This window comes from Rhodanobacteraceae bacterium (assembly GCA_024234055.1).
Taxonomy (GTDB): Bacteria; Pseudomonadota; Gammaproteobacteria; order Xanthomonadales; family SZUA-5; genus JADKFD01.
On the sequence record JACKOW010000001.1, the window covers coordinates 1,059,939 to 1,078,740 of the forward strand.

Annotated in this window: 17 protein-coding genes and 1 pseudogene; 11 read left to right on the forward strand and 7 right to left on the reverse strand. The window is 64.5% G+C overall.

The window, feature by feature from the left end; translation table 11 throughout:
• Window positions 1-22 precede the first annotated feature (22 nt).
• Window positions 23-883 (reverse strand): sulfurtransferase, encoded by an 861-nt coding sequence (locus H7A19_04320; protein ID MCP5474047.1) that lies wholly within the window; start codon window positions 881-883, stop codon window positions 23-25.
• Window positions 852-1,692, reverse strand: a pseudogene (locus H7A19_04325) (DUF1289 domain-containing protein). Before H7A19_04325 ends, H7A19_04320 begins: the two are co-directional and overlap by 32 nt.
• A gap of 122 nt (window positions 1,693-1,814) precedes the next feature.
• On the opposite strand from H7A19_04325, the gene H7A19_04330 reads away from it, so the two are divergent.
• On the forward strand, window positions 1,815-2,234 hold the full coding sequence (locus H7A19_04330) for a hypothetical protein (protein MCP5474048.1): 420 nt from the start codon (window positions 1,815-1,817) through the stop codon (window positions 2,232-2,234).
• A 62-nt stretch (window positions 2,235-2,296) separates the two neighbouring features.
• Here the strand turns inward: H7A19_04330 and H7A19_04335 are convergent, their stop codons facing one another.
• The gene (locus H7A19_04335; protein MCP5474049.1) at window positions 2,297-3,001 is read right to left on the reverse strand and encodes an FKBP-type peptidyl-prolyl cis-trans isomerase; all 705 of its coding nucleotides are present in this window, start codon (window positions 2,999-3,001) and stop codon (window positions 2,297-2,299) included.
• A gap of 297 nt (window positions 3,002-3,298) precedes the next feature.
• Between H7A19_04335 and pspA the strand changes: the two genes are divergently transcribed.
• The 4 genes from pspA to H7A19_04355 all read left to right on the forward strand — a co-directional run bounded on the left by pspA (window position 3,299) and on the right by H7A19_04355 (window position 5,433).
• Window positions 3,299-3,967, forward strand: coding sequence for a phage shock protein PspA (pspA, locus tag H7A19_04340; protein MCP5474050.1), 669 nt, complete (start codon window positions 3,299-3,301; stop codon window positions 3,965-3,967).
• Between the two features lie 5 nt (window positions 3,968-3,972).
• A complete protein-coding gene (gene pspB / locus H7A19_04345) occupies window positions 3,973-4,200 on the forward strand; it encodes an envelope stress response membrane protein PspB (GenBank protein ID MCP5474051.1) in 228 nt (75 codons plus the stop codon).
• Between the two features lie 62 nt (window positions 4,201-4,262).
• Window positions 4,263-4,664, forward strand: a complete 402-nt coding sequence (locus H7A19_04350; protein ID MCP5474052.1) for a PspC domain-containing protein — start codon at window positions 4,263-4,265, stop codon at window positions 4,662-4,664.
• Between the two features lie 175 nt (window positions 4,665-4,839).
• A complete protein-coding gene (locus tag H7A19_04355) occupies window positions 4,840-5,433 on the forward strand; it encodes a glycine zipper 2TM domain-containing protein (protein MCP5474053.1) in 594 nt (197 codons plus the stop codon).
• 65 nt (window positions 5,434-5,498) lie between these two features.
• Here the strand turns inward: H7A19_04355 and H7A19_04360 are convergent, their stop codons facing one another.
• The 3 genes from H7A19_04360 to H7A19_04370 all read right to left on the reverse strand — a co-directional run bounded on the left by H7A19_04360 (window position 5,499) and on the right by H7A19_04370 (window position 8,002).
• Window positions 5,499-6,233, reverse strand: a complete 735-nt coding sequence (locus H7A19_04360) for a hypothetical protein (protein ID MCP5474054.1) — start codon at window positions 6,231-6,233, stop codon at window positions 5,499-5,501.
• 97 nt (window positions 6,234-6,330) lie between these two features.
• On the reverse strand, window positions 6,331-7,224 hold the full coding sequence (locus tag H7A19_04365; protein ID MCP5474055.1) for a PhzF family phenazine biosynthesis protein: 894 nt from the start codon (window positions 7,222-7,224) through the stop codon (window positions 6,331-6,333).
• Window positions 7,225-7,342: 118 nt separating this feature from the next.
• Window positions 7,343-8,002, reverse strand: coding sequence for a hypothetical protein (locus H7A19_04370; GenBank protein ID MCP5474056.1), 660 nt, complete (start codon window positions 8,000-8,002; stop codon window positions 7,343-7,345).
• Between the two features lie 262 nt (window positions 8,003-8,264).
• Between H7A19_04370 and H7A19_04375 the strand changes: the two genes are divergently transcribed.
• The 6 genes from H7A19_04375 to H7A19_04400 all read left to right on the forward strand — a co-directional run bounded on the left by H7A19_04375 (window position 8,265) and on the right by H7A19_04400 (window position 17,600).
• Window positions 8,265-10,829 (forward strand): bifunctional aspartate kinase/diaminopimelate decarboxylase, encoded by a 2,565-nt coding sequence (locus H7A19_04375; GenBank protein MCP5474057.1) that lies wholly within the window; start codon window positions 8,265-8,267, stop codon window positions 10,827-10,829.
• A gap of 225 nt (window positions 10,830-11,054) precedes the next feature.
• Window positions 11,055-12,389 carry an endonuclease domain-containing protein gene (locus tag H7A19_04380; protein ID MCP5474058.1) on the forward strand — a complete coding sequence of 445 codons (1,335 nt, stop codon included), beginning with the start codon at window positions 11,055-11,057 and terminating at the stop codon, window positions 12,387-12,389.
• 349 nt (window positions 12,390-12,738) lie between these two features.
• Complete coding sequence (locus H7A19_04385) at window positions 12,739-14,085, forward strand: amino acid permease (protein ID MCP5474059.1); 1,347 nt, start codon at window positions 12,739-12,741, stop codon at window positions 14,083-14,085.
• Between the two features lie 35 nt (window positions 14,086-14,120).
• Window positions 14,121-15,311 carry a hypothetical protein gene (locus tag H7A19_04390; protein MCP5474060.1) on the forward strand — a complete coding sequence of 397 codons (1,191 nt, stop codon included), beginning with the start codon at window positions 14,121-14,123 and terminating at the stop codon, window positions 15,309-15,311.
• Entirely contained in the window at window positions 15,298-16,518 is a 1,221-nt protein-coding gene (locus H7A19_04395) for a serine hydrolase (protein ID MCP5474061.1), read from the forward strand. The genes H7A19_04390 and H7A19_04395 overlap by 14 nt, the downstream gene beginning before the upstream one ends.
• 26 nt (window positions 16,519-16,544) lie before the next feature.
• A complete protein-coding gene (locus H7A19_04400; protein ID MCP5474062.1) occupies window positions 16,545-17,600 on the forward strand; it encodes a DUF2333 family protein in 1,056 nt (351 codons plus the stop codon).
• A gap of 330 nt (window positions 17,601-17,930) precedes the next feature.
• On the opposite strand, the gene H7A19_04405 is transcribed toward H7A19_04400, so the two are convergent.
• Window positions 17,931-18,710 carry a UPF0149 family protein gene (locus tag H7A19_04405; protein ID MCP5474063.1) on the reverse strand — a complete coding sequence of 260 codons (780 nt, stop codon included), beginning with the start codon at window positions 18,708-18,710 and terminating at the stop codon, window positions 17,931-17,933.
• Window positions 18,711-18,802 lie beyond the last annotated feature (92 nt).

Below are 18,802 nucleotides of genomic sequence, written 5' to 3' on the forward strand. Positions count from 1 at the left end.
CGGCGCTGTTTGCTGCCGCGCCTCAGTCGCCGCGCGCCACCGGACGCGCAGAATCCGTGATCCAGCCGCTCCACGAATCCGGATACAGGCGCGATCCGCGCAGACCCGCCAGATCCATGGCCAGCCGGTTGTGGCAGGCGGTCACACCCGAACCGCACATATGCACCACCGTGCTCGGCGAGCGCCCGCCAAGCAGGGCCTCGAATTCGCGGCGCAGCTGCTGTGGCGGCTTGAACTGGCCGTTGGCGTCCAGGTTGTCGAGAAAGGGCCGGTTCAGGGCCCCGGGTACATGTCCGGCCACGAGGTCCAGCGGCTCGACCTCGCCGCGGAAGCGCGGTTGGGCGCGGGCGTCGATCAGGGTGATCGACTGCGACTCAAGGCCGATGGCCACGGCGTCGGCATCCAGCCACAGGTATGGCGGCAACTCCAGTCGCTCGGGCAGGTGAGTGGAACGGGCAGCCAGGGTGTCGCCAGTTTCCAGTCGCAGACCTTCGCGCTTCCACGCGGCGAAACCGCCGTTCAACACCCGCACCGATGGAAAGCCACAGCTGCGCAGCAACCACCACAAGCGGGCAGCATAAGCGCCGTTGTCCTGATCGTAGGCCACCACCTTGCTATGGCGGTTGATACCCAGGCGCGACAATGAGGCCGCCAACTGGCTCATGCCCGGCAGCGGATGCCGACCGTGGATTGCCGAGTTCGACAGGTCCGACAGATCCCGATTCAGGTGCGCATAGCCGGCTGTGGGTATGCGCGCCTCGGCATGGGCCCGTTCCCCGGCTTGCGGGTCAGTCAGATCGAAGCGGCAGTCGACGATCCGCAGATCGGGATCAGACAGCGACGCGGCCAGTTCAGCAGTCGAGATCAGCGGGGTTGAAGCCATGGCGATCCAGTCGCTCCATCAGATTGACCAGCATGCCGGCGGTGGCACCCCAGATGTAGCGCTCACCGTAGGGATAGACATAGTAGCCGCGCAAACGGCCCGCGAAAAAGCGCTCTTCGCGTTTGAGGTTGGCGCGGTCGAGCAGAAAGCGAAGTGGCACTTCAAAGACCTCGTCCACCTCGCGGGCATCGGGGCGCATAGGCGTTTCCGGGTCGATGATGCCGACCACCGGAGTGACCGCAAAGGCGCTGATCGTGCCATAGACATCCAGCAGACCCAGTGGCCGCACCAGGGCCGGTGCAATGCCGAGTTCCTCCTGGGTTTCGCGCAGCGCGCCGGCAACTGCGTCGCGGTCCATGGGTTCCATACGCCCGCCCGGAAAGCTGATCTGCCCGGCGTGAGTAGGCAGGTGTTCGGTGCGACGGGTAAGCATGACCTGCCAACCGTGCGCACGTGGCACCAACCCCACCAGTACGGCGGCCGGACGCAGCGGCTGGTGCGCGGGCAGCAGGCCTTCCAGTTCGTCCAGGTTGGACGGATCCTGCGCCTGCTGATCGAGGGGCCGCAGCGCCGCCGTCATGCGCGCCATCCATGGCGGAAACTGCTCAGCGGCCGCCACGTTGCCGAGCTCGCAAGGGAAGTACCTGGTCCATGATGCGACGGCGCTCGTCTTCCGGGAGCTGGCTCCAGGCGCCGATTTCCTGGCTGCTGCGCAGGCAGCCTTCGCACAGACCGTTCGAATCGAGCTTGCATATCCCGATGCAAGGCGAGGATGCGGCTAGGGCGGTAATGCTCAAGTTCCATTCCATCCTGTGAAGTGTATCGCTTGCCTTCGACAAAGCGCGCATGAAAGCATGTCGACGATGATGACTGCCTGCCGCCACCTCAGTGTTTCCCCCCGCGCGCCCGGGTTTCAGGCGGACCAAGGCTGATGCTGGCGCTGGCCGGCAGGATTCTGCGTGATTACGGTCGGGTGCTGGGTGAAATCGAGCCCGGCTGCTGCGCTCTGCCCAGATCCTTCCTGCCGCATCCGCGAACCGCCATCCGTGAGGCCACGCTGCACGTGCTCGCGGGTCTGGGGCAGGGCGATGAGGCGCTGCGTGATGCCTTGATCCGGGGCTTCGTGTTCCTGGCCCAGTTCGTCGAAGATGAAGAGGCCGAGCGCGTGGCTTTGGGGCAGGCGCAGATGGATACGCTGGCGCTGGAGGCAGGCGAAGAGCCGCAGTCTCCGCAGGCGCTGGACGCGCTGCGCGTGGTCAATCGCATCAAGCTGGAAATGGAGCAGTCGCTGCTGCAAGCCTGCGCCGCTGCCCGGATACCGCTGTCGCAGGCGCCATCGATGTTGCGCTGAGGGCTACGCTGCTGCCGAAGGCCGCAACCGCCCACAGGACGATTGCGGCCCCAGCATGAGACTTACTTCACTTCGATCAGCTTGATGTCGAAGATCAAGGCCTGATTCGGGCCGATCGGGCGCGGACCGCGCTCGCCGTAGGCCATTTCCGGCGGCAGGAAGATCTGCCAGTGGTCGCCCACGCGCATCAGCGGCAGGACTTCCTGCCAGCCCTTCAGCACCTGGTCGACCTGGAACTTGGCCGGCACGCCGCGGGCAAAGGAGCTGTCGAACTCGAAGCCGCTGATCAGCGATCCGCGATAGTGCACAGTGACTTCGCTGGTCGGCGACGGACGCGCACCATTGCCTTCCTCGATCACCCGATACTGGATGCCCGAGGGCAGGGCGACGATGCCCTTCTTGCTGCGGTTCTCGACCATGAACTTGTCACTGGCGGCCTTGTTCTCGGCGGCCAGCTTGTTGAAGCGGGCTTCTGCCTCGGCGCGGAGCTTGCCTTCCAGCAGTTCCATCTGGGCACCAAGCTCCTCGCGCGGATAGGCCACTTCCTTGCCGGAAAAGCCGTCCTGCATGGCCTTGATGACGCCATTGATGTCGATATCGACGCCACGTTCCTTGAGATCGGCACCGAACTGGTAGCCGACCGCGTAGCTCATCTTGGTCTTGTCCATGGCAACAGCCGGCGCGGAGGCGCTCGGCGCTGGGTTCTGGGCCCAGGCTGACAGCGAAAACAGAGTAGCGGCAACGGCCGCCAACCTAATGGATTTCATTGATACCTCCGGTTGGAGCGGGGATCGCATCGGTCTTCTGCCCTTGAGGCGGTTGACAGATGCGTGGGTGAGGGGCGGCGCGATTCTAAGGGAAGACGGTGTTAACCGTCACCCAACGCGAATTCGAACAGACGTGGCGAGATCCGCCTGAAGTTGGCCATGCTCGCCAGTCTTGATCCTTGGAATGAGGGTGTGCCCCAAGGTTAATCCTTGAAAAACAGTGACTTGTGATGTTGGCACGGCTCTGGCAAAGCATGTTGTACCCGAGCAGGGTTTGAATTCACAGGAGAACGCAACATGGGTGTCTTTTCCCGCCTTTCAGACATCATCAACGCGAATCTGAACTCGTTGCTGGACAAGGCCGAGGATCCGGAGAAGATCGTCCGTCTCATGATTCAGGAGATGGAGGATACGCTGGTGGAGGTCCGCTCGGCTGCGGCCAAGGTGATCGCCGAGCGCAAGGAGCGCGAGCGCCAGCTGAAGTTGCTGGACGACGAACAGGCTGACTGGGAGCAGAAAGCCGAACTGGCCCTGCGCAAGGGCCGTGAGGATCTGGCCAAGGCTGCGCTGTCGCACAAGGCTGCGCTGACCGATCAGAGCCAACAGGTCACCCGTGATCTGGGTGTGCTTGGCGACAATCTGACCAAGCTGAATGACGACATCGCCAAGCTGCAGGCCAAGTTGCAGGACGCCAAGGCACGCCAGCGTACCATCGTCATCCGGGCGCAGAACGCGCACACCTCGCTCAAGGCCAGAACCCAGATTCACTCGGCCAAGATCGACGATATGCTGAATCGATTCGACTATGCCGAACGGCGCATTGACGCGGTAGAGGCACAGGCCGAATCTCTGGATCTGGGGCGCGCCAAGTCACTGAATCAGGCTTTCGTGGATCTGGAAGCCGAAGAGCGCATCAACAGCGAACTGGAAGCGCTCAAGGCCCGTGTTCAACAGCCCAAGGGGTAAGCGCAATGGCCTGGATTGAGGCTCCGCTGATTGTCTTTCTGGTCATCGTGGTGCCGGTCTGGTTGTTCCTGCACTACCGCAGCAAGCGCACCGGCGATGGCGAGCAAGAAGCGGTCAATGGCGACGGCGAAGTGGCCGAGTTGTGGCAGACGGCGCGTCGCATGGAAGAGCGCATCCGGACGCTGGAACGGATCCTGGATGCCGACACCCCCAGCTGGCGAGGTCGGATATGAGGCGCAGACACAGATTTGGCTACGAGTACGCTTCGGCGGCTCAATGGACGGGAGCAGCATGCATGAATGAGCGCTTCAGCCACGCATCACGGGTCTACAGGGACGTGGATCGCCGCTGGTTCGCTGGTGTACTGGCGGGATTCGCCAGCCATTTCGGCTGGAACCTGACCGCGCTGAGGATCGTGACCATCATCGCCTGCATGACGCCGATGGTGCCGCTGGTTTTTGTCGGCTATGTGCTGGCGGCTCTGATCCTTCCTCCGCGCTCCAGCCTGCCACCTCCGCCGCCGCCAGCGGCAGATCGGGATGCTCGCCAATGGCAGGACGCGCCGCCCCCGGGCGTCAGCGCAGGCGAGTTGAAATATCGATTGCGCGAGATGGAAGACCGACTGCGGGCCATGGAGGCCTACGTCACCAGCGCGCAGTACGAGATCGACCGCGAGTTGCGCGACAAGCGCCAGTAGTGATGTCCTGATGGTGACAACAAAGGCCCGCTGATGCGGGCCTTTTCTGTTTCCGGTGGGGAAAGCCTGAATCAACGGCAACTGCCCAGGAGAAATTCAGAAGCAATTCAGGCCTTCGGCCTAGGCTCTGGGTCTGCGCCACTGGCGGCGTCAAACCTTCGGGAGCCTCGGTCCTATGACTACGCTGCGTCACACGCTACTCGCCCTGTTTCTGGTCTGTCCCGCTGCAGCAGCATCGGCCCAGTCCTACTATCCTGAAGACGACTACGGCGATCGTTCAGGGGGCGCCGTCAGCTATGACTTCGCCCGGGTCGTCGATGTGCAGCCGGTGTATGACGAGGTGGCGGTTTCAGAGCCGCGCCGGGTGTGCTGGAACGAGCCGGTGACCTACGTTTCGGGTCCCCGTTACGCGCCCTATCGGCGCGGCGGTGAAACTCCCGAGATCGTTGGCGGCATCATCGGGGGGCTGATCGGAAACCAGTTCGGTCATGGTGATGGCCGCGCCGCCGCCACTGTTGCCGGGTTCGCGCTTGGAACGGCGGTGGCGCGGGACAACAATCGTCGCTATTACGATGGCTATGCCCCGCGCTACGAGCGCACGGTGACTGAGCGTCGCTGCGAAGAGCGCCCCGAGTACCGCAAGGAGCGGCAGTTGCTGGGCTACGATGTCACCTATGACTACAAGGGCGTCATCGGCCACAGTTTCAGCGAGCGTCAGCCGGGCACCGAGATCCGGGTGCGGGTAGCCGTCGAGCCGGCGGATGATTGAGTTCCGCCTGCCGCCGCTTGCCTGCCGAACCCAAGGCTCGCCGTTTGCGGCGAGCCTGTGAAGGCTTACTTTCGGCGTGGGTACTCCTGGGTCCAGTCGGCCACCTTGAGATCCGGCAGTTGCACGGCTTCACCGTGCTTGGAGAAGACTGCGGACAGGCGCGAGCCGGCCTGTGAGGTGGCGGACAGCTTGATCACATGCGCATTGCTCTCGTCGACGCATACGCCCATGGCCTGGAAGCGCCCAAGCAAACGTGGCGAGGCGCCCATGGCGACCTCACGCGGCTGACAGCTGATGCCGTCAGCCTGATCCGGCGGTGCGCTCGGGGCGCTCAGATCCGCCTCGCTGCGGGGAAAGGCCTTGAGCGTTTCGACCATGATGGTCACCGACTCAGGTGTCAGCATGCTCTCGTCGTAACCGTTTGCGGTTTGTCTCAGATACTTGCCATTGCGCATGTACCAGGCACCATCCGCATTGGGGTCGGGCTGCGGCAGACTGCGCACGGTGAAGGCGTACTGCTCCTCGTGGCCGACGCCGCTGGCGTACTGAATGCGCCCATCTGGCAAGCTGAGCTCGGATTCGAAATGCACGCTGGCACCCCGGGCGAGTTCCGTGATGCCTTTTTCGAAGGCCGTGTTGGCCACCGGTACCGGCACGGCGGCCGGCATGGAGTTGCCCGGCGCGGTCGCGTCGGCGGTCTCCGGCACGGGTTGCGCCGGCTTCGGGTCGTCGCCGCCACAGGCCACCAGAGTCAGTGCCAGTGCGGTCGGCAGCCATGCACGGAGATGGCGTTGTTGCATAAGGGAATCCTCGATCATGAGCGGTAGGTTGCGAGCACGGGTGTCGCAGCGATGTTCAGACCGCAGCGGGCGGCTTCCGTTCCCACGGAGAACTTGATCAGAGATCGACGGCGCCGCGAATCAGGGCACAGCAGCGACCGCCGATGGACACACGGCCATCGATGGATGCGCTGACGTGGACTTCGCCGTTGCGGCCCACGGCGCTGCCCTGACTGGCCGGATAGCGTCCGCCTACCGCCTGCAGTCGGCCCTGGGTGTTGAGCCAGTCGCCGACTGCGGCATGCGCGCTGCCCGTCACCGGATCCTCCGGCACGCCGGTGGCAGGGGCGAAGGCTCGCAATTCCAGCGGTACAGCCTGCTCGGGTTCAAACGAGAACACCGCCAGGCCCTCGGCACGGACGGCCTGGCTGATCGATGCGATCAGGTCCATGTCTGGTATCAGTGAACGAACCTGGGCACGGCTGGGCAGTTCCAGCAGAATCCAGCGGGCGCCTACGTCTGACAGAATCGGGCGTTCTCCACAGCTGGCGCCGATGCCGCCCACAGCGCGCGGCAGCGCCTCGATGTACTCGGGACTGATGGCGCTGCGACGGGCCAGTGGGGCCTGCACCGAGACCACGCGCTGCGCCCCGCTGTGCTCCACGCTGAGTGGCAGCAGGCCGGCGTTGCATTCCTGGAACAGCGGCCCCGAGTCAGTCTTGATCAATCCGGCATCCAGCAGCGCCCAGGCCGTACCGACGCTGGGATGACCGGCAAAGGGCAGTTCCGCCATCGGCGTGAATATGCGCACGCGGTAGCTGGCCGTGGCCGCGGTGGGCGCCAGCACGAAAGTGGTTTCCGACAGATTGGTCCAGCGGGCAAAGCGCTGCATGGTCGCGTCGTCGAGGCCGTTGGCATCGAGGACCACAGCCACCGGATTTCCGGCCAGCGGCGTGGCGGTAAAGACATCAATCTGTACGAAGGGTCTCAGCATGGCATCGGGCCCTCGCATACGGCCCTGCAGCAGAAAGGCCGAACAGACTGAACTTTGCCGCCGCTGAAAGCAAGACGCCCGCGCAAGGCGGGCGTCTTGGAGCTCATGGCGACCCGAAGGTCGCCTCGGGCTTTACTCAGGAGAAGCGACGGACGGCCAGACCACCGACCAGACCAAAGCCCAGCAGCAGGGCCAGCATGCTCCAGGTGCTCATCGCCGGGGCCGGAACGGCCGGGACGTAGTAAGCAATCTGCAGGTTGGCGCCAGCAGCAAAGGTGGCATCCGGGCTGACGTCCGCGTCTGCGAAGGTTTCGCACAGTTCGATGTTCAACACGCCGGCGTTGCCGGTGTTGATGTTCGACAGCGCCTGACCAGTCAGATCGATGATCGGGATGTTGTAGTTGGCCACGCCTGAGCTGTCGTCGTTCGAGAAGGCCAATTGGATCGACTGCAGCGGGTCATTGCCACGGAAGATCGCGCTGACTTCCGAACGCCAGCTGGGCGAGAAGGACTCGTACGAACCCACGCCACCGATGCCCGTGACGACGGCATTCTTGCCGAGGTTGACCGAAACGACGGTACTGCCGGCGCCCGGGGTCGCAGCGTCGCCGCAGAGTGCATCGGTGCTGATGCCGCTGAGGTCAACGATGAAGTTGGAGGTGGCTACGCCATCCGGTGCACCGGCGCGGGCATTACCGTGCACACCACGGCCCAGGGTCTGGCTCTTGGCGATGGACAGTGTCGGCGCGAGGACGGCTGTGATGGCAGCGGCGATGAGGATAGTGCGCATTTTCATTGTTCTGATTCCTTGATAACGGCGGCAAGCAAAGGGTGCGCTGGACGCATAGCGAGGCGAAGGTTACTGGGCGACTGTGGTCCTGTCAACGAAACCTGAAGCAAATCCGAACGGCCCGACGGACGGTGGCAGGCGGCGCCAATTTGACGCTGCGACATCTCCATAGCCCATCGTCTTCGCTGCAGTGCATCATAGCGCGGTCCGACCATTGCCGAGGGCCTTGCCCGTGATTCCTGCCGCCGCTGATCCGCGCTGGGTCGTCCTGAAATTCGGTGGCACCAGCGTGTCTCGGCGACATCGCTGGGAGAACATCGGTCGTCTGATGAGTGCCCGCCATCAGGAAGGCTTGCGGGTGCTGACGGTGGTCTCGGCCCTGTCCGGTGTCACCGACGCGCTCAAGGCCATGGCGGCGCAGCATGGCGATGCGGCCGCCATGGCCGCCGGGGCCGAGTCCCTGATCGAACGCCATCGCGGCTTTGCGGCCGAGCTCGGCTTGTCCCCCGAGTTTCTCAATCCACGGGTGGATGCCCTGCGGCGCCTGGTCAGCGATGTGCGCGCAGCTTCGGGCGCGTTTGCCTGGCAAGCCGAACTGCTCGGCCAGGGCGAACTCTGGTCCAGCACCATCGGCGCGCGATTTCTGGCGAGTCTGGGTCTGGATCTGCAGTGGCTGGATGCGCGCGACTACCTGACCAGTCGCGAACAGGCCATCCAGACTGACTGGTCACGCTATCTCAGTGCCATCTGCGATCCGCGCCCGAGTGCGGCCATTCGGGAAGATCTGGCGATGCGCGGATCGCTGTTCATCACTCAGGGCTTCATTGCCCGCCAGCCTCAAGGCGACACCGTGCTGCTGGGGCGTGGCGGTTCGGATACCTCGGCCAGCTATTTCGGCGCGCTGCTGGGTGCCGACAGGGTCGAGATCTGGACCGATGTGCCGGGCATGTTCAGTGCCAATCCCAGGTTGGTGCCCGATGCCCGACTGCTGCGACAACTGGATTACGACGAGGCCCAGGAGATTGCCACCACCGGCGCCAAGGTTCTGCACCCGCGGGCGATTGCACCGGTGCGCGAGGTGCGCGTGCCCTTGTGGATCAAGGACACCGAGCGCCCCGATTTTCCCGGCACCGAGATCAGCGCCGAGTCAGCCGCTGGCGCGCCCAGCGTCAAGGCGATCTCCATGCGCAACGGCATCACCCTGGTGTCGATGGAATCCATCGGCATGTGGCAACAGGTGGGCTTTCTGGCCGACGTCTTCGGCATCTTCAAGCGTCATGGACTGTCAGTAGATCTGATCGGCTCGGCCGAGACCAATGTCACCGTGTCGCTGGATCCCAGCGACAATCTGCTGGACGCCGGCACCCTGGAAGCGTTGTGCAGCGATCTGGCCCAGGTCTGCCGGGTCAAGGTGATTGCGCCTTGCGCCGCAGTGACGCTGGTGGGGCGCGGCATGCGCGGCATGATGCACCGACTGAGTGAACTGCTCGCCGAGGTCGGTGCCAGGCGCGTGCATCTGGTGTCGCAATCGTCCAACAATCTGAATCTGACCTTCGTCATCGACGCGGCCGATGCCGACGGCGTGGTGCCCAGTCTGCATGCCCTGCTGGTGCGCGCCCGCTTGACCGGTGCCGAGGGTGATCCGGTGTTCGGTCCGGCCTGGCGTGAGCTCGAAGGGCTGCGGCCGGCGCCGCAGCCGAGCTGGTGGCAGCACGTCAGACCCGCACTGCTGGCCCATGCCGGCGCCGGAACGCCGACCTATGTCTACGCCGACAGTGTGCTCTGCGCGCGGGCTCAAGGCTTGCTGGGATTGGCTGCCGTCGATCGACGCTACTACGCCATCAAGGCGAATCCGCATCCGCAGATTCTGCAGCGGCTGGCGACACTGGGTTTCGGCATGGAGTGCGTGTCCAGCGGTGAGCTCGCCCATATCCGCCAGTCGGTTCCGGATCTGCCGATGGATCGAATCCTGTTCACCCCGAATTTTGCGGCACGCAGCGAGTACCAGCAGGCACTCGAACTCGGCGTCAACGTCACCGTCGACAATCTGGCCTTGCTCGACGACTGGGCGGAGCTCTGGGACGGTCGCGAGATTCTGCTGCGCTTCGATCTGGGACGTGGACTCGGTCACCATGACAAGGTCAAGACCGGCGGCGAGAAGAGCAAGTTTGGTATCGGTCTGGCTGATCTGGATCAGGCCGTCGCCAGCGCCCGACGTGCCGGCGCGGTCATCGTCGGTCTGCACGCGCATCTGGGCAGCGGCATCTTCGACGTGGGTCACTGGAAATCGGTGTACTCGGATCTCGCGGCGTTGGCCGAGCGCTTTCCGGCGCTGCGATATCTGGATATCGGCGGTGGTCTGGGCGTGCCCCACGAGCCCGGCGAGCCGGCGCTCGATCTGCGCGAACTGGATGCCGCGCTGGCAGAGGTCAAGTCCATGTATCCGCGCTACCAGTTGTGGATAGAGCCTGGGCGCTATCTGGTGGCCGAGGCGGGCGTGCTCCTGGCGCGGGTCAACCAGACCAAGCGCAAGAGCGGCGCCCAGTTCCTCGGTATCGACGCCGGCATGCACACCCTGTTGCGCCCGGCGCTGTACGAGGCCTGGCACGAGATCGTCAACCTCAGTCGCCTCGATGAACCCTCCGCCGGACGCTGGCAGGTGGTCGGACCGATCTGCGAATCGGGCGATATCCTGGGACGCGATCGATTGTTGCCCGCCAGCGCCGAGGGCGATGTGGTGCTTATCGCCAATGCCGGTGCCTACGGTGCCTCGATGGCGTCGAACTACAACCTGCGCGGTCTGGTGCGAGAGGTCTATGACGATTCCATTTAGAGTGGCAGAAGCGGGGCAGGGGGCAGGGGGCAGGAGACAGGGGAAGAGCGCAGAGCCTGAGGTCCCATATTCCCCGCAACTCCCGTGCCCCGTGCCCCGTTCCCCAACGGGGCAGGGGGCAAGGGGCAGGGGGCAGGGGAAGAGCGCAGAGCCTGAGGTCCCATATTCCCGGCAACTCCGGTGCCCCGTGCCCCGTTTCCCTTGCCCCATCTCCGAGATCCGCGCATGAGCCCGAATTCCACCCGCCCGCATGCCCAGGTCTTCCGCTTGGCCGAGGCCGCCTATGCCGACGGCGAGGTCAGCTTGGCCTATGCCTTCGATGACGGCCCGCCGATGGTCGAGCGCATCCAGTTTCCCGGCGCCCCGGCCCGAGTGCCGGCTGGACGCGAGCAGGCCTTTGCGCAGGCGTTGATGTTGCTGCACGGGATTGCCGGCGTCAGCTATTACAAGGCGCTGGTGCCCGAACGCATCGAGTTTGCCGGCACCCTGCCGGATCCGGCGCTGGCCGATCTGCTCAACGAAACCTATCTGCATGGCCTGGGAGAATTCGCCCATCAGAACGGGCTCGACCTGCGCGAGCAGATATGCTTTCCCCGAGGTGCAGCAGCCGCATCGACAGCAGCGCAGCTAGGCCTGCCCCGGCGCGCGCTGGTGCCCATCGGCGGCGGCAAGGATTCTCTGGTCAGCATCGAAACCCTGAAGCAGGCCGGCGAAGCCTTCGCCGTGGTCTGGATCGGCCGTTCCGACCTGATCCGTGCCTGTGCTCAAGCCACCGGACAGCCCCTGCTCAACATCCAGAGAACGATTGCGCCGGAACTGTTCGAACTCAATCGCCAGGGCGCCTGGAACGGCCATATCCCGGTCACCGCGATCAACTCGGCCATTCTGGTCCTGGCGGCGCTGCTCTACGGATACGACGAGATCGTGTTCTCGAATGAAGCCTCGGCCAGCGTCGGCAATTTCAGCGAGAACGAGCTCGACATCAACCACCAGTGGAGCAAGAGCCTGCGCTTCGAGTCGCTGTTTGCCGACTACCTGCGCTCGCATGTGGCATCCGATCTGGGCTATTACTCGCTGCTGCGGCCCTTGTCCGAACTGGCCGTGACCGAGCGCTTTGCCCGTCTGACCCGCTATCACTCGCTGTTTTCCAGCTGCAACCGCAACTTCCGCATTCTCGGTGCCCGGCCATCCTCGCGCTGGTGTGGTGAATGTCCGAAGTGCCGCTTCGTGTTCCTGGCGCTGGCGCCGTTCATGAGCAAGCCGGCCTTGCTGGCCATTTTTGGCCGCAATCTGCTGGACGAACGCGAGCAGATCGACGGTTTCGACGCGCTGCTCGAATTCGGTGCGGTCAAGCCTTTCGAGTGCGTAGGGGAAGGCAGGGAATCGCGTGCCGCCCTGCTGGCCCTGTGCGAACGCGCCGACTGGCGCGAGGATCTGATCGTGCAACGCTTCCAGCAGCAGATCCTGCCCCGGATCGACGCGTCGGCACTGGCGATGGCGCCGATGTTGCAGCCGGCGACCGAGCATCGGGTTCCGGAGCGGCTACGGGCGCTGTTGTAGGAGAGTCGCGCCGAGGCCCTGTGGGAGTCCAAGCCGCCCCGGTAGTTGCGCTTGTTCGCGCATCAAACTGTCGGCGAACTCGGGGGGCATTTTTTGTCCGCAAAGGACGCAAAGGACGCGAAGAATTCAATGGTTGTCCGGTTGAGCACGATGTCTGGCGACACCGCCAACCGAAATCCTGGAGTCGCTCTACTTTGCGTCCTTTGCGTACTTTGCGGAAAATGTTTTGATTCAATTGCTTGCGGTATGTTTGGTGAGGGCGGCTTTAGCCGCGATTGCCACAACCACCATTACGCGCCTGCGGTCGAGATCGGCATACTGCCCTGATTGCTCTTGCCGGACCGCCCGCTTGCCTGAAACCGCACCCGTCTTGCGCCGCCTCGGCCTGTGGAGCGCCAGCGCCATCGTGGTGGCCAACATGATCGGCACCGGCGTGTTTTCCACGCTGAGCTATCAGGTGCACGCCTTGCCTGACGAGCGCGCCATCCTGCTTCTGTGGGTGCTCGGGGGGCTGTCGGCGCTGGCCGGGGCGCTCTGCTACGCCGAACTCGGTGCCGGCAGACCGCGCTCGGGTGGCGAATACCTGCTGTTGACCCAGTTGTTTCATCCAGCGGTTGGCTTCCTGGCGGGCTGGATCTCGGTCGTCGCCGGATTTGCCGGGCCTATTGCCGCTGCCGCGCTGGCTTTTTCGGCCTACTTCGGCAAGCTTTGGCCGCCAGCGGCGCAGGCGCCGACCACCGTGGCCCTCGTGCTGGTCAGCTTGATCAGTGCCTTGCACATGCTGCGGGTGGAAATCGGGGCCGGATTCCAGGTGGTCACCACGGCCTTCAAGATCCTGGTCATGCTCGGAATCGTCGTGGCGGCGCTGCTGGTAGCGCCAGAACGGGCGTTGGTGCAGACCGATCTGGCTGCCACCGTGTTTGATCCGGCCTTTGCCGTGTCGCTGGTTTATGTGACCTACGCATACCTGGGTTGGAACGCGGCGCTGTACGTGGCCGGCGAGGTCCGCAATCCGCAGCGCAATCTGCCGCTGTCGCTGCTGGCCAGCACCGCACTCGTGACCCTGCTCTATGTGGCGGTCAACTGGGCCTTTCTGCGGCTGGTGCCCTTTGCCGATCTGGTGCGGGTCGATCCGGGCACGATGTCGGTGGAGAACGAGCTGGCCGTGGGCTTTCTCGCCGGGCGAGCGCTGTTCGGCGAGGCCGGCGGCATGATCGTCGGCGGTGCCATTGCCTTCACGCTGGTGTCGACGGTCAGTGCCATGGTGCTGGCCGGGCCGCGTGTGTTGGCGGCCATGGCCGACGACTGGCCGCCCTTTGCCGTTTTCGGGCGCCGTCACAGCGGCGGTTCGCCGCGGCACGCGATCGTCTTTCAGTGGTTGCTGATCATGCTGCTGTTGCTCACCGCCAGCTTCGAGTTCGTGGTCAATTTCATCGGCGTTTCTCTGACCTTGTTCAACATCGCCGTGATTGTCGGCTTCCTGCGTGAGCGCTGGCGCGAGCCGGATCGCCCGCGACCCTTCCGTGCCCCTTTCGGCTGGACCGCCGGCTTGCTGTTCCTGGCGCTCAACAGTTGGATGGTGGTGTTCCTGTCAGCCAATCAGCCGCAGGCGGTCTTGTTGTCGCTGGCCTCCATCGCCGTGGCCTTTGTTGGATACTGGCCTCTGCGCCACCATGCCCCGGAAACACGCCGTTGAACTCAGCTGCTGAACTCGCACGCCAGACAAGCCGATTGCCCCTGCCGTTCCCAAGGCTGACCCTGATGCTGGCGGCGCTGGCCTTGCTGATCAGCAGCGCGGCGCCGGCGCTGGAGCTGTGCCCTGGCGCGAGCCCGGAACCCGAATGGAATCGTGGAGCTCTCAACGATACCGCACGGATACTGGCTGGCTTGCGCGCACCGCTGGAATCGGAATTGGCCGAGCGTATCGATGCCGAGGCACTGGAGAGCCATCGGCAGACCCTGGGTCAGAGTTTCGCCAAGCTGCGCACCACCCAGATCGAGCCCGTAGCCCGCTTTGCCCGCGCCGAACTCGGCGGCCCGGAGGATTCGCCGAAGCGGATCTACTATCCCTTCAGCGGTCCTGACGCGCTGTATCTGCTGACGCTGTTCCCGGACGTGCAGCGTTCGGTACTGACCGGCCTGGAGCCGATCGGCGACGTGCCGGACTTCACCGGCTTGCGTCCACAGGAGATCGAGGCGGGTCTGGCCGAAGTGCGGCGCTCCCTGTACGCCATCCTGTCCTTCAGCTTCTTCCGCACCAACGATCTGACCGTGGATCTGCGGCGCAGCCGCTTCTCCGGTGTCACTCCGATCCTGTTCGTGTTCCTGGCCGAAGCCGGCTATGCGGTGTTCGATGTGCGTTTCATCCTGTTGGCGCCGTCGGGACAGCTGTGTAGGGCCGATGCCAGGCTGGCGGCCAAGCCGCCCCAAGGCACCATTGCCGGCGTCGAGATCGACTACTTCCTGCCCGAGGATGCGGGCTTCAGGCGCCTCCAGTACTTCGCCGCGGACCTGGGCGACGGCGGGCTCAGTCGCACGCCGCAGTATCTGGACTACATTGCCGATTTCGATCCGCAGGCGACCTATCTGAAGAGCGCTTCGTATCTGATGTACAAACCCTATTTCTCGCGGGTGCGCAAGCTGATCCTCGATCACAGCGAACTGGTATTGCAGGACGATTCCGGCATTCCGCATGTGTGGTTCCGCCCGGCGCTGTGGCAGGCCACCCTCTATGGCCGCTATGGCTCGCCGATCGCGCTGTTCAACAACTGGCAGCAGCCTGGCTTGCGCGAAGCCTATGCGCGGGGCGAACCGAAGCCGCTGGACTTCGGCATCGGCTACCGCCACCGCCGCAATGACAGCAATCTGCAGCTGTATCGCAAGCGCACCGAGCCTCTGGCCCAGGACGATGCGTCGCCGTGACGCGCTTGCGGCGCTGGGCCTCGGCGCCTGTGCCGGGTCGCTGCGGGCCGCCGCGCCGGTCGATGGCGATCCACTGCCGGAACTGCTGAAGGCCGCGGGGCCGACGGTGCGGCGGGTGCTGGCCGACGCCCGGTCCTTCGAGCCGCAGATCATCTGGACCCGACTGGCGCCAGCGGGCGATGGCTGGCGAGTGCAGGCGCAGCATCAGTACGGTGTTCAGCGCGAGCGCTGGTTCGCGGCAGCCAGTTTCGTCAAGCTGCCGCTGGCGGCGCTGATCGGCGAGTTTCTGAGCGCGGCGCAGTTGTCGCAACAGTTGCCAGCGCTGCGACTGGTCCTGGACCGTCGCGCTGCCTGCGCGCCCTTGCCGGCTGCGGAGACAGAGGGCTGGCCCTTGCTGCGACTGTTGCGGGCGATGCTGGTGGTCAGCGACAACCGCGCCTACAACGCGCTCTATGAACTGATCGGCAGTGATGCTCTGCATCAGCGCCTGCTCGAGCTCGGTTACCGAGACTGTCGTCTAGGTGCCCGTCTGGGTTGTACGGGCCGTTCAGCGGGCAAGCTCGCCGCACGCCTGATGGGTGCCGACGGACAGTTGCGGGCAGCGACCCCTGCCATCGCCCGCGAGCGCGCGCAGCGTTTTCCGCATGGCTCGGCACTCAAGGGCCAGGCCTGGATGGAGAACGGCCTTCGCATCGAAGCCGCCCATGACTTCAGCACATCGAACTTCATGCCGCTGCCGGATGTGCACCAGATGACGCTGGAACTGGGCAGTGGCGCTGCCGTGGGCGATCAGCCGGCCTTTGCTCTGGATCCCACGATGCGCCTGCAATTGGCTTCGATCATGCGCATGACGCCGAGTGCCTGCCCGGATCCGCAGTATCCAGCCGCCGATTTTCATGACGACCACAGCAAGTGGCTGATGCCGGTCGATGGCGCCGGACGCCTGCCCGCATCCTTGGTCATCGCCAGCAAGAATGCCGAATCCTATGGCTACATCGGCGACAGCGCCTTCGTGCATGACACCGAGCGTGGCCTTGCCTTTGCCCTGAGTGCGGTGCTTTTCGTCGACCGCGACGGAGTACTGAACGACGGCCGCTATGCCTATCAGGAGATCGGCCGTCCATTCCTGCGTGAACTGGGATCGGCGGTGCTCGCCCACGAGCGCGCGCAGTCGATCGCACACTCAGTAGCGGTGAAGGCTGACTGAGTTAGGATGGGGCATAGCCTTCGAGGATGCCAATCATGGAAAGTCCGGATCTTGATCTGCCGCCGTTGGGTTCAGGTGACAAGGTGCCGAAGGTACGCAGCTGGTGGGGTCGGGGCCTGCTGGCCCTGCTCTGTGTCTACCTGCTGGTGGTGCTGGTGCTGATGCTGTGGTGGACCGCCGAGCCGGCTCCGTTCAAGGTCCAGGCGACGGCCGAAGCCCGCGCCAAGGCGGCCGGCCAGAGAATTGTCCCGGGTTACGTCAGCGTATCGACCGTGATCAAGGTGGCCGAGACCCTGCTGGACAAGCCGGGCGGCTATCTGTCGAACGACATCGCGCCTCCCGGCGTGCTGATGGACAACATCCCGGAATGGGAGTTTGGCGCGCTGCAGCAGATCCGTGATTTCACCCTGTCCCTGCGCAATGATTTCTCGCGCTCGCAGAGCCAGTCCGAAGACGACAAGGATCTGCGCGAGGCGCAGCCGCTGTTTGCCTACAGCAACGACCACTGGATGCTGCCTTCCAGCGAGGCTCAATATCGTGAGGGTATCGAGCACCTCGAGTCCTACCTGGGTCGGCTGGCCGACGAAGACGAGTTCAACGCCCAGTTCTACGTGCGCGCCGACAATCTGGTGTCCTGGCTGGTGCTGGTCGAGAAGCAGATGGGCTCCTTGTCGCAGCGTCTGTCGACCAGCGTCGGCCAGGTCCGGATCAACACCGATCTGGCCAACGAGGGCTCGGCGCAGCAGTCCACCCAGGCGCCAACCGTGGTGATCACGCGCACGCCGTGGATGGAGATCGACAACGTCTTCTACGAGGCCCGCGGCGCCACCTGGGCCCTGCTGCATCTGCTGAAAGCCGTGGAGCGAGACTTTCGCCCGGTGCTGCAGGACAAGAATGCGGTGATCAGCGTCAAGCAGATCATCCGCGAACTGGAAGAAGCACAGTCACCGGTGTACAGCCCGATGATTCTCAACGGCGGCGGCTACGGTTTCTTCGCCAACCACAGCCTGGTCATGGCCAACTACATCTCCCGCGCCAACGCCGCGCTCATCGATCTGCGCAAGTTGCTGGAGCGGGGTTAGAGCGGGTTCTTGGTTGTCGGTTGTCGGTTGTCGGTAAGAGCCGGTTCACGCGGAGGCGCGGAGTAGAGCGAGGCGTGCCAGACGCGCGGGCGTTTGCAGTTGTAGGTCCAGACTTGTCTGGACGCGTTTCTGCGTCAGCCAGCGCGGTCTTGCTCAGAGATCCCCGCAACCTGTCGGTCCAGACAAGTCTGAACCTACATTGGCGCGACCCACACTTGAGGAAGGCCGCGTCACGTAGCCCGCTGCGCGGCCAACGTGACCTACGCGTCTGCTGTTCTCCGCGTCTCCGCGTGAGCCCGCTCTTTCAACAACCGACAACCGACAACCGAATCAATGGCGGGCTGCACCATGGCAGACCTTGAACTTGCGGCCGCTGCCGCAGGGACAGGGGTCGTTGCGGCCGGGGGTGTCGGCGGCGCGCACGGGTTGCTGTTTCAGGCCTCCGCGCTCGCGGATGGGCTGATAGTGCTTCCACAGCCGATGCGCGCCCCAGGCGGCAGCACGCATCAGGCGCAGGCGTTCCTTGCGGGTGTAGGTGTGGGCGTCGTCGTCGCCGTCGCGGCCCAGCAATACAAAGGGCGCCAGTTCCGCGCGCAGGGCCTCGTTGCGCATCATGTCTTCCACGCCTGCCGGATCCAGCGCCAGCGCGCTGCCGGCGCCGGCTGACCAGGATCTGGCGGTGCGCTGTTCGGCCTGTTCCTCGCTCTCGCTGTCGTCGGCGGGAAAGAAGTCGAATTCGGGCAGCACTGAAGACTGATGCTCGGCGGGGTCGAGGCGCACGCGTTGCCCGACATGCGTGGCCATGCGGAACATCCAGGCCACGGCTTCCTCGCGTTCGGACGCCCGAGCGCTGGCCAGTTCCTCGCCCAGCACCAGGGCCATCCAGCGGTCGGGCAGCGGCGGGTGGGGCAGCACGCTGAGGGCGGTCAGAAATCCGTCGAGCGCATCGAAAGCCAGCCCTCCGCGCGCGTGCACATGGCCCAGCCAGAAATCCCGCCCGGCGGCAATGTCCCGCCGGGAAAGTCCGCTGGGAAAGGATGGCAGGTCGAAATCTGCATCTTCGCTTTCGCCTGGATCCACCCGTGTGCTGCCGAGGCCAGTCTCAGTCATGGACATCAGTTTGTCGCCCTGCAAGGTCTCTGCGCAGCATAGCGGTCAGGGCGCAGATCGCGAAAACTGAACGATAGCTCTTCGACGGGTTC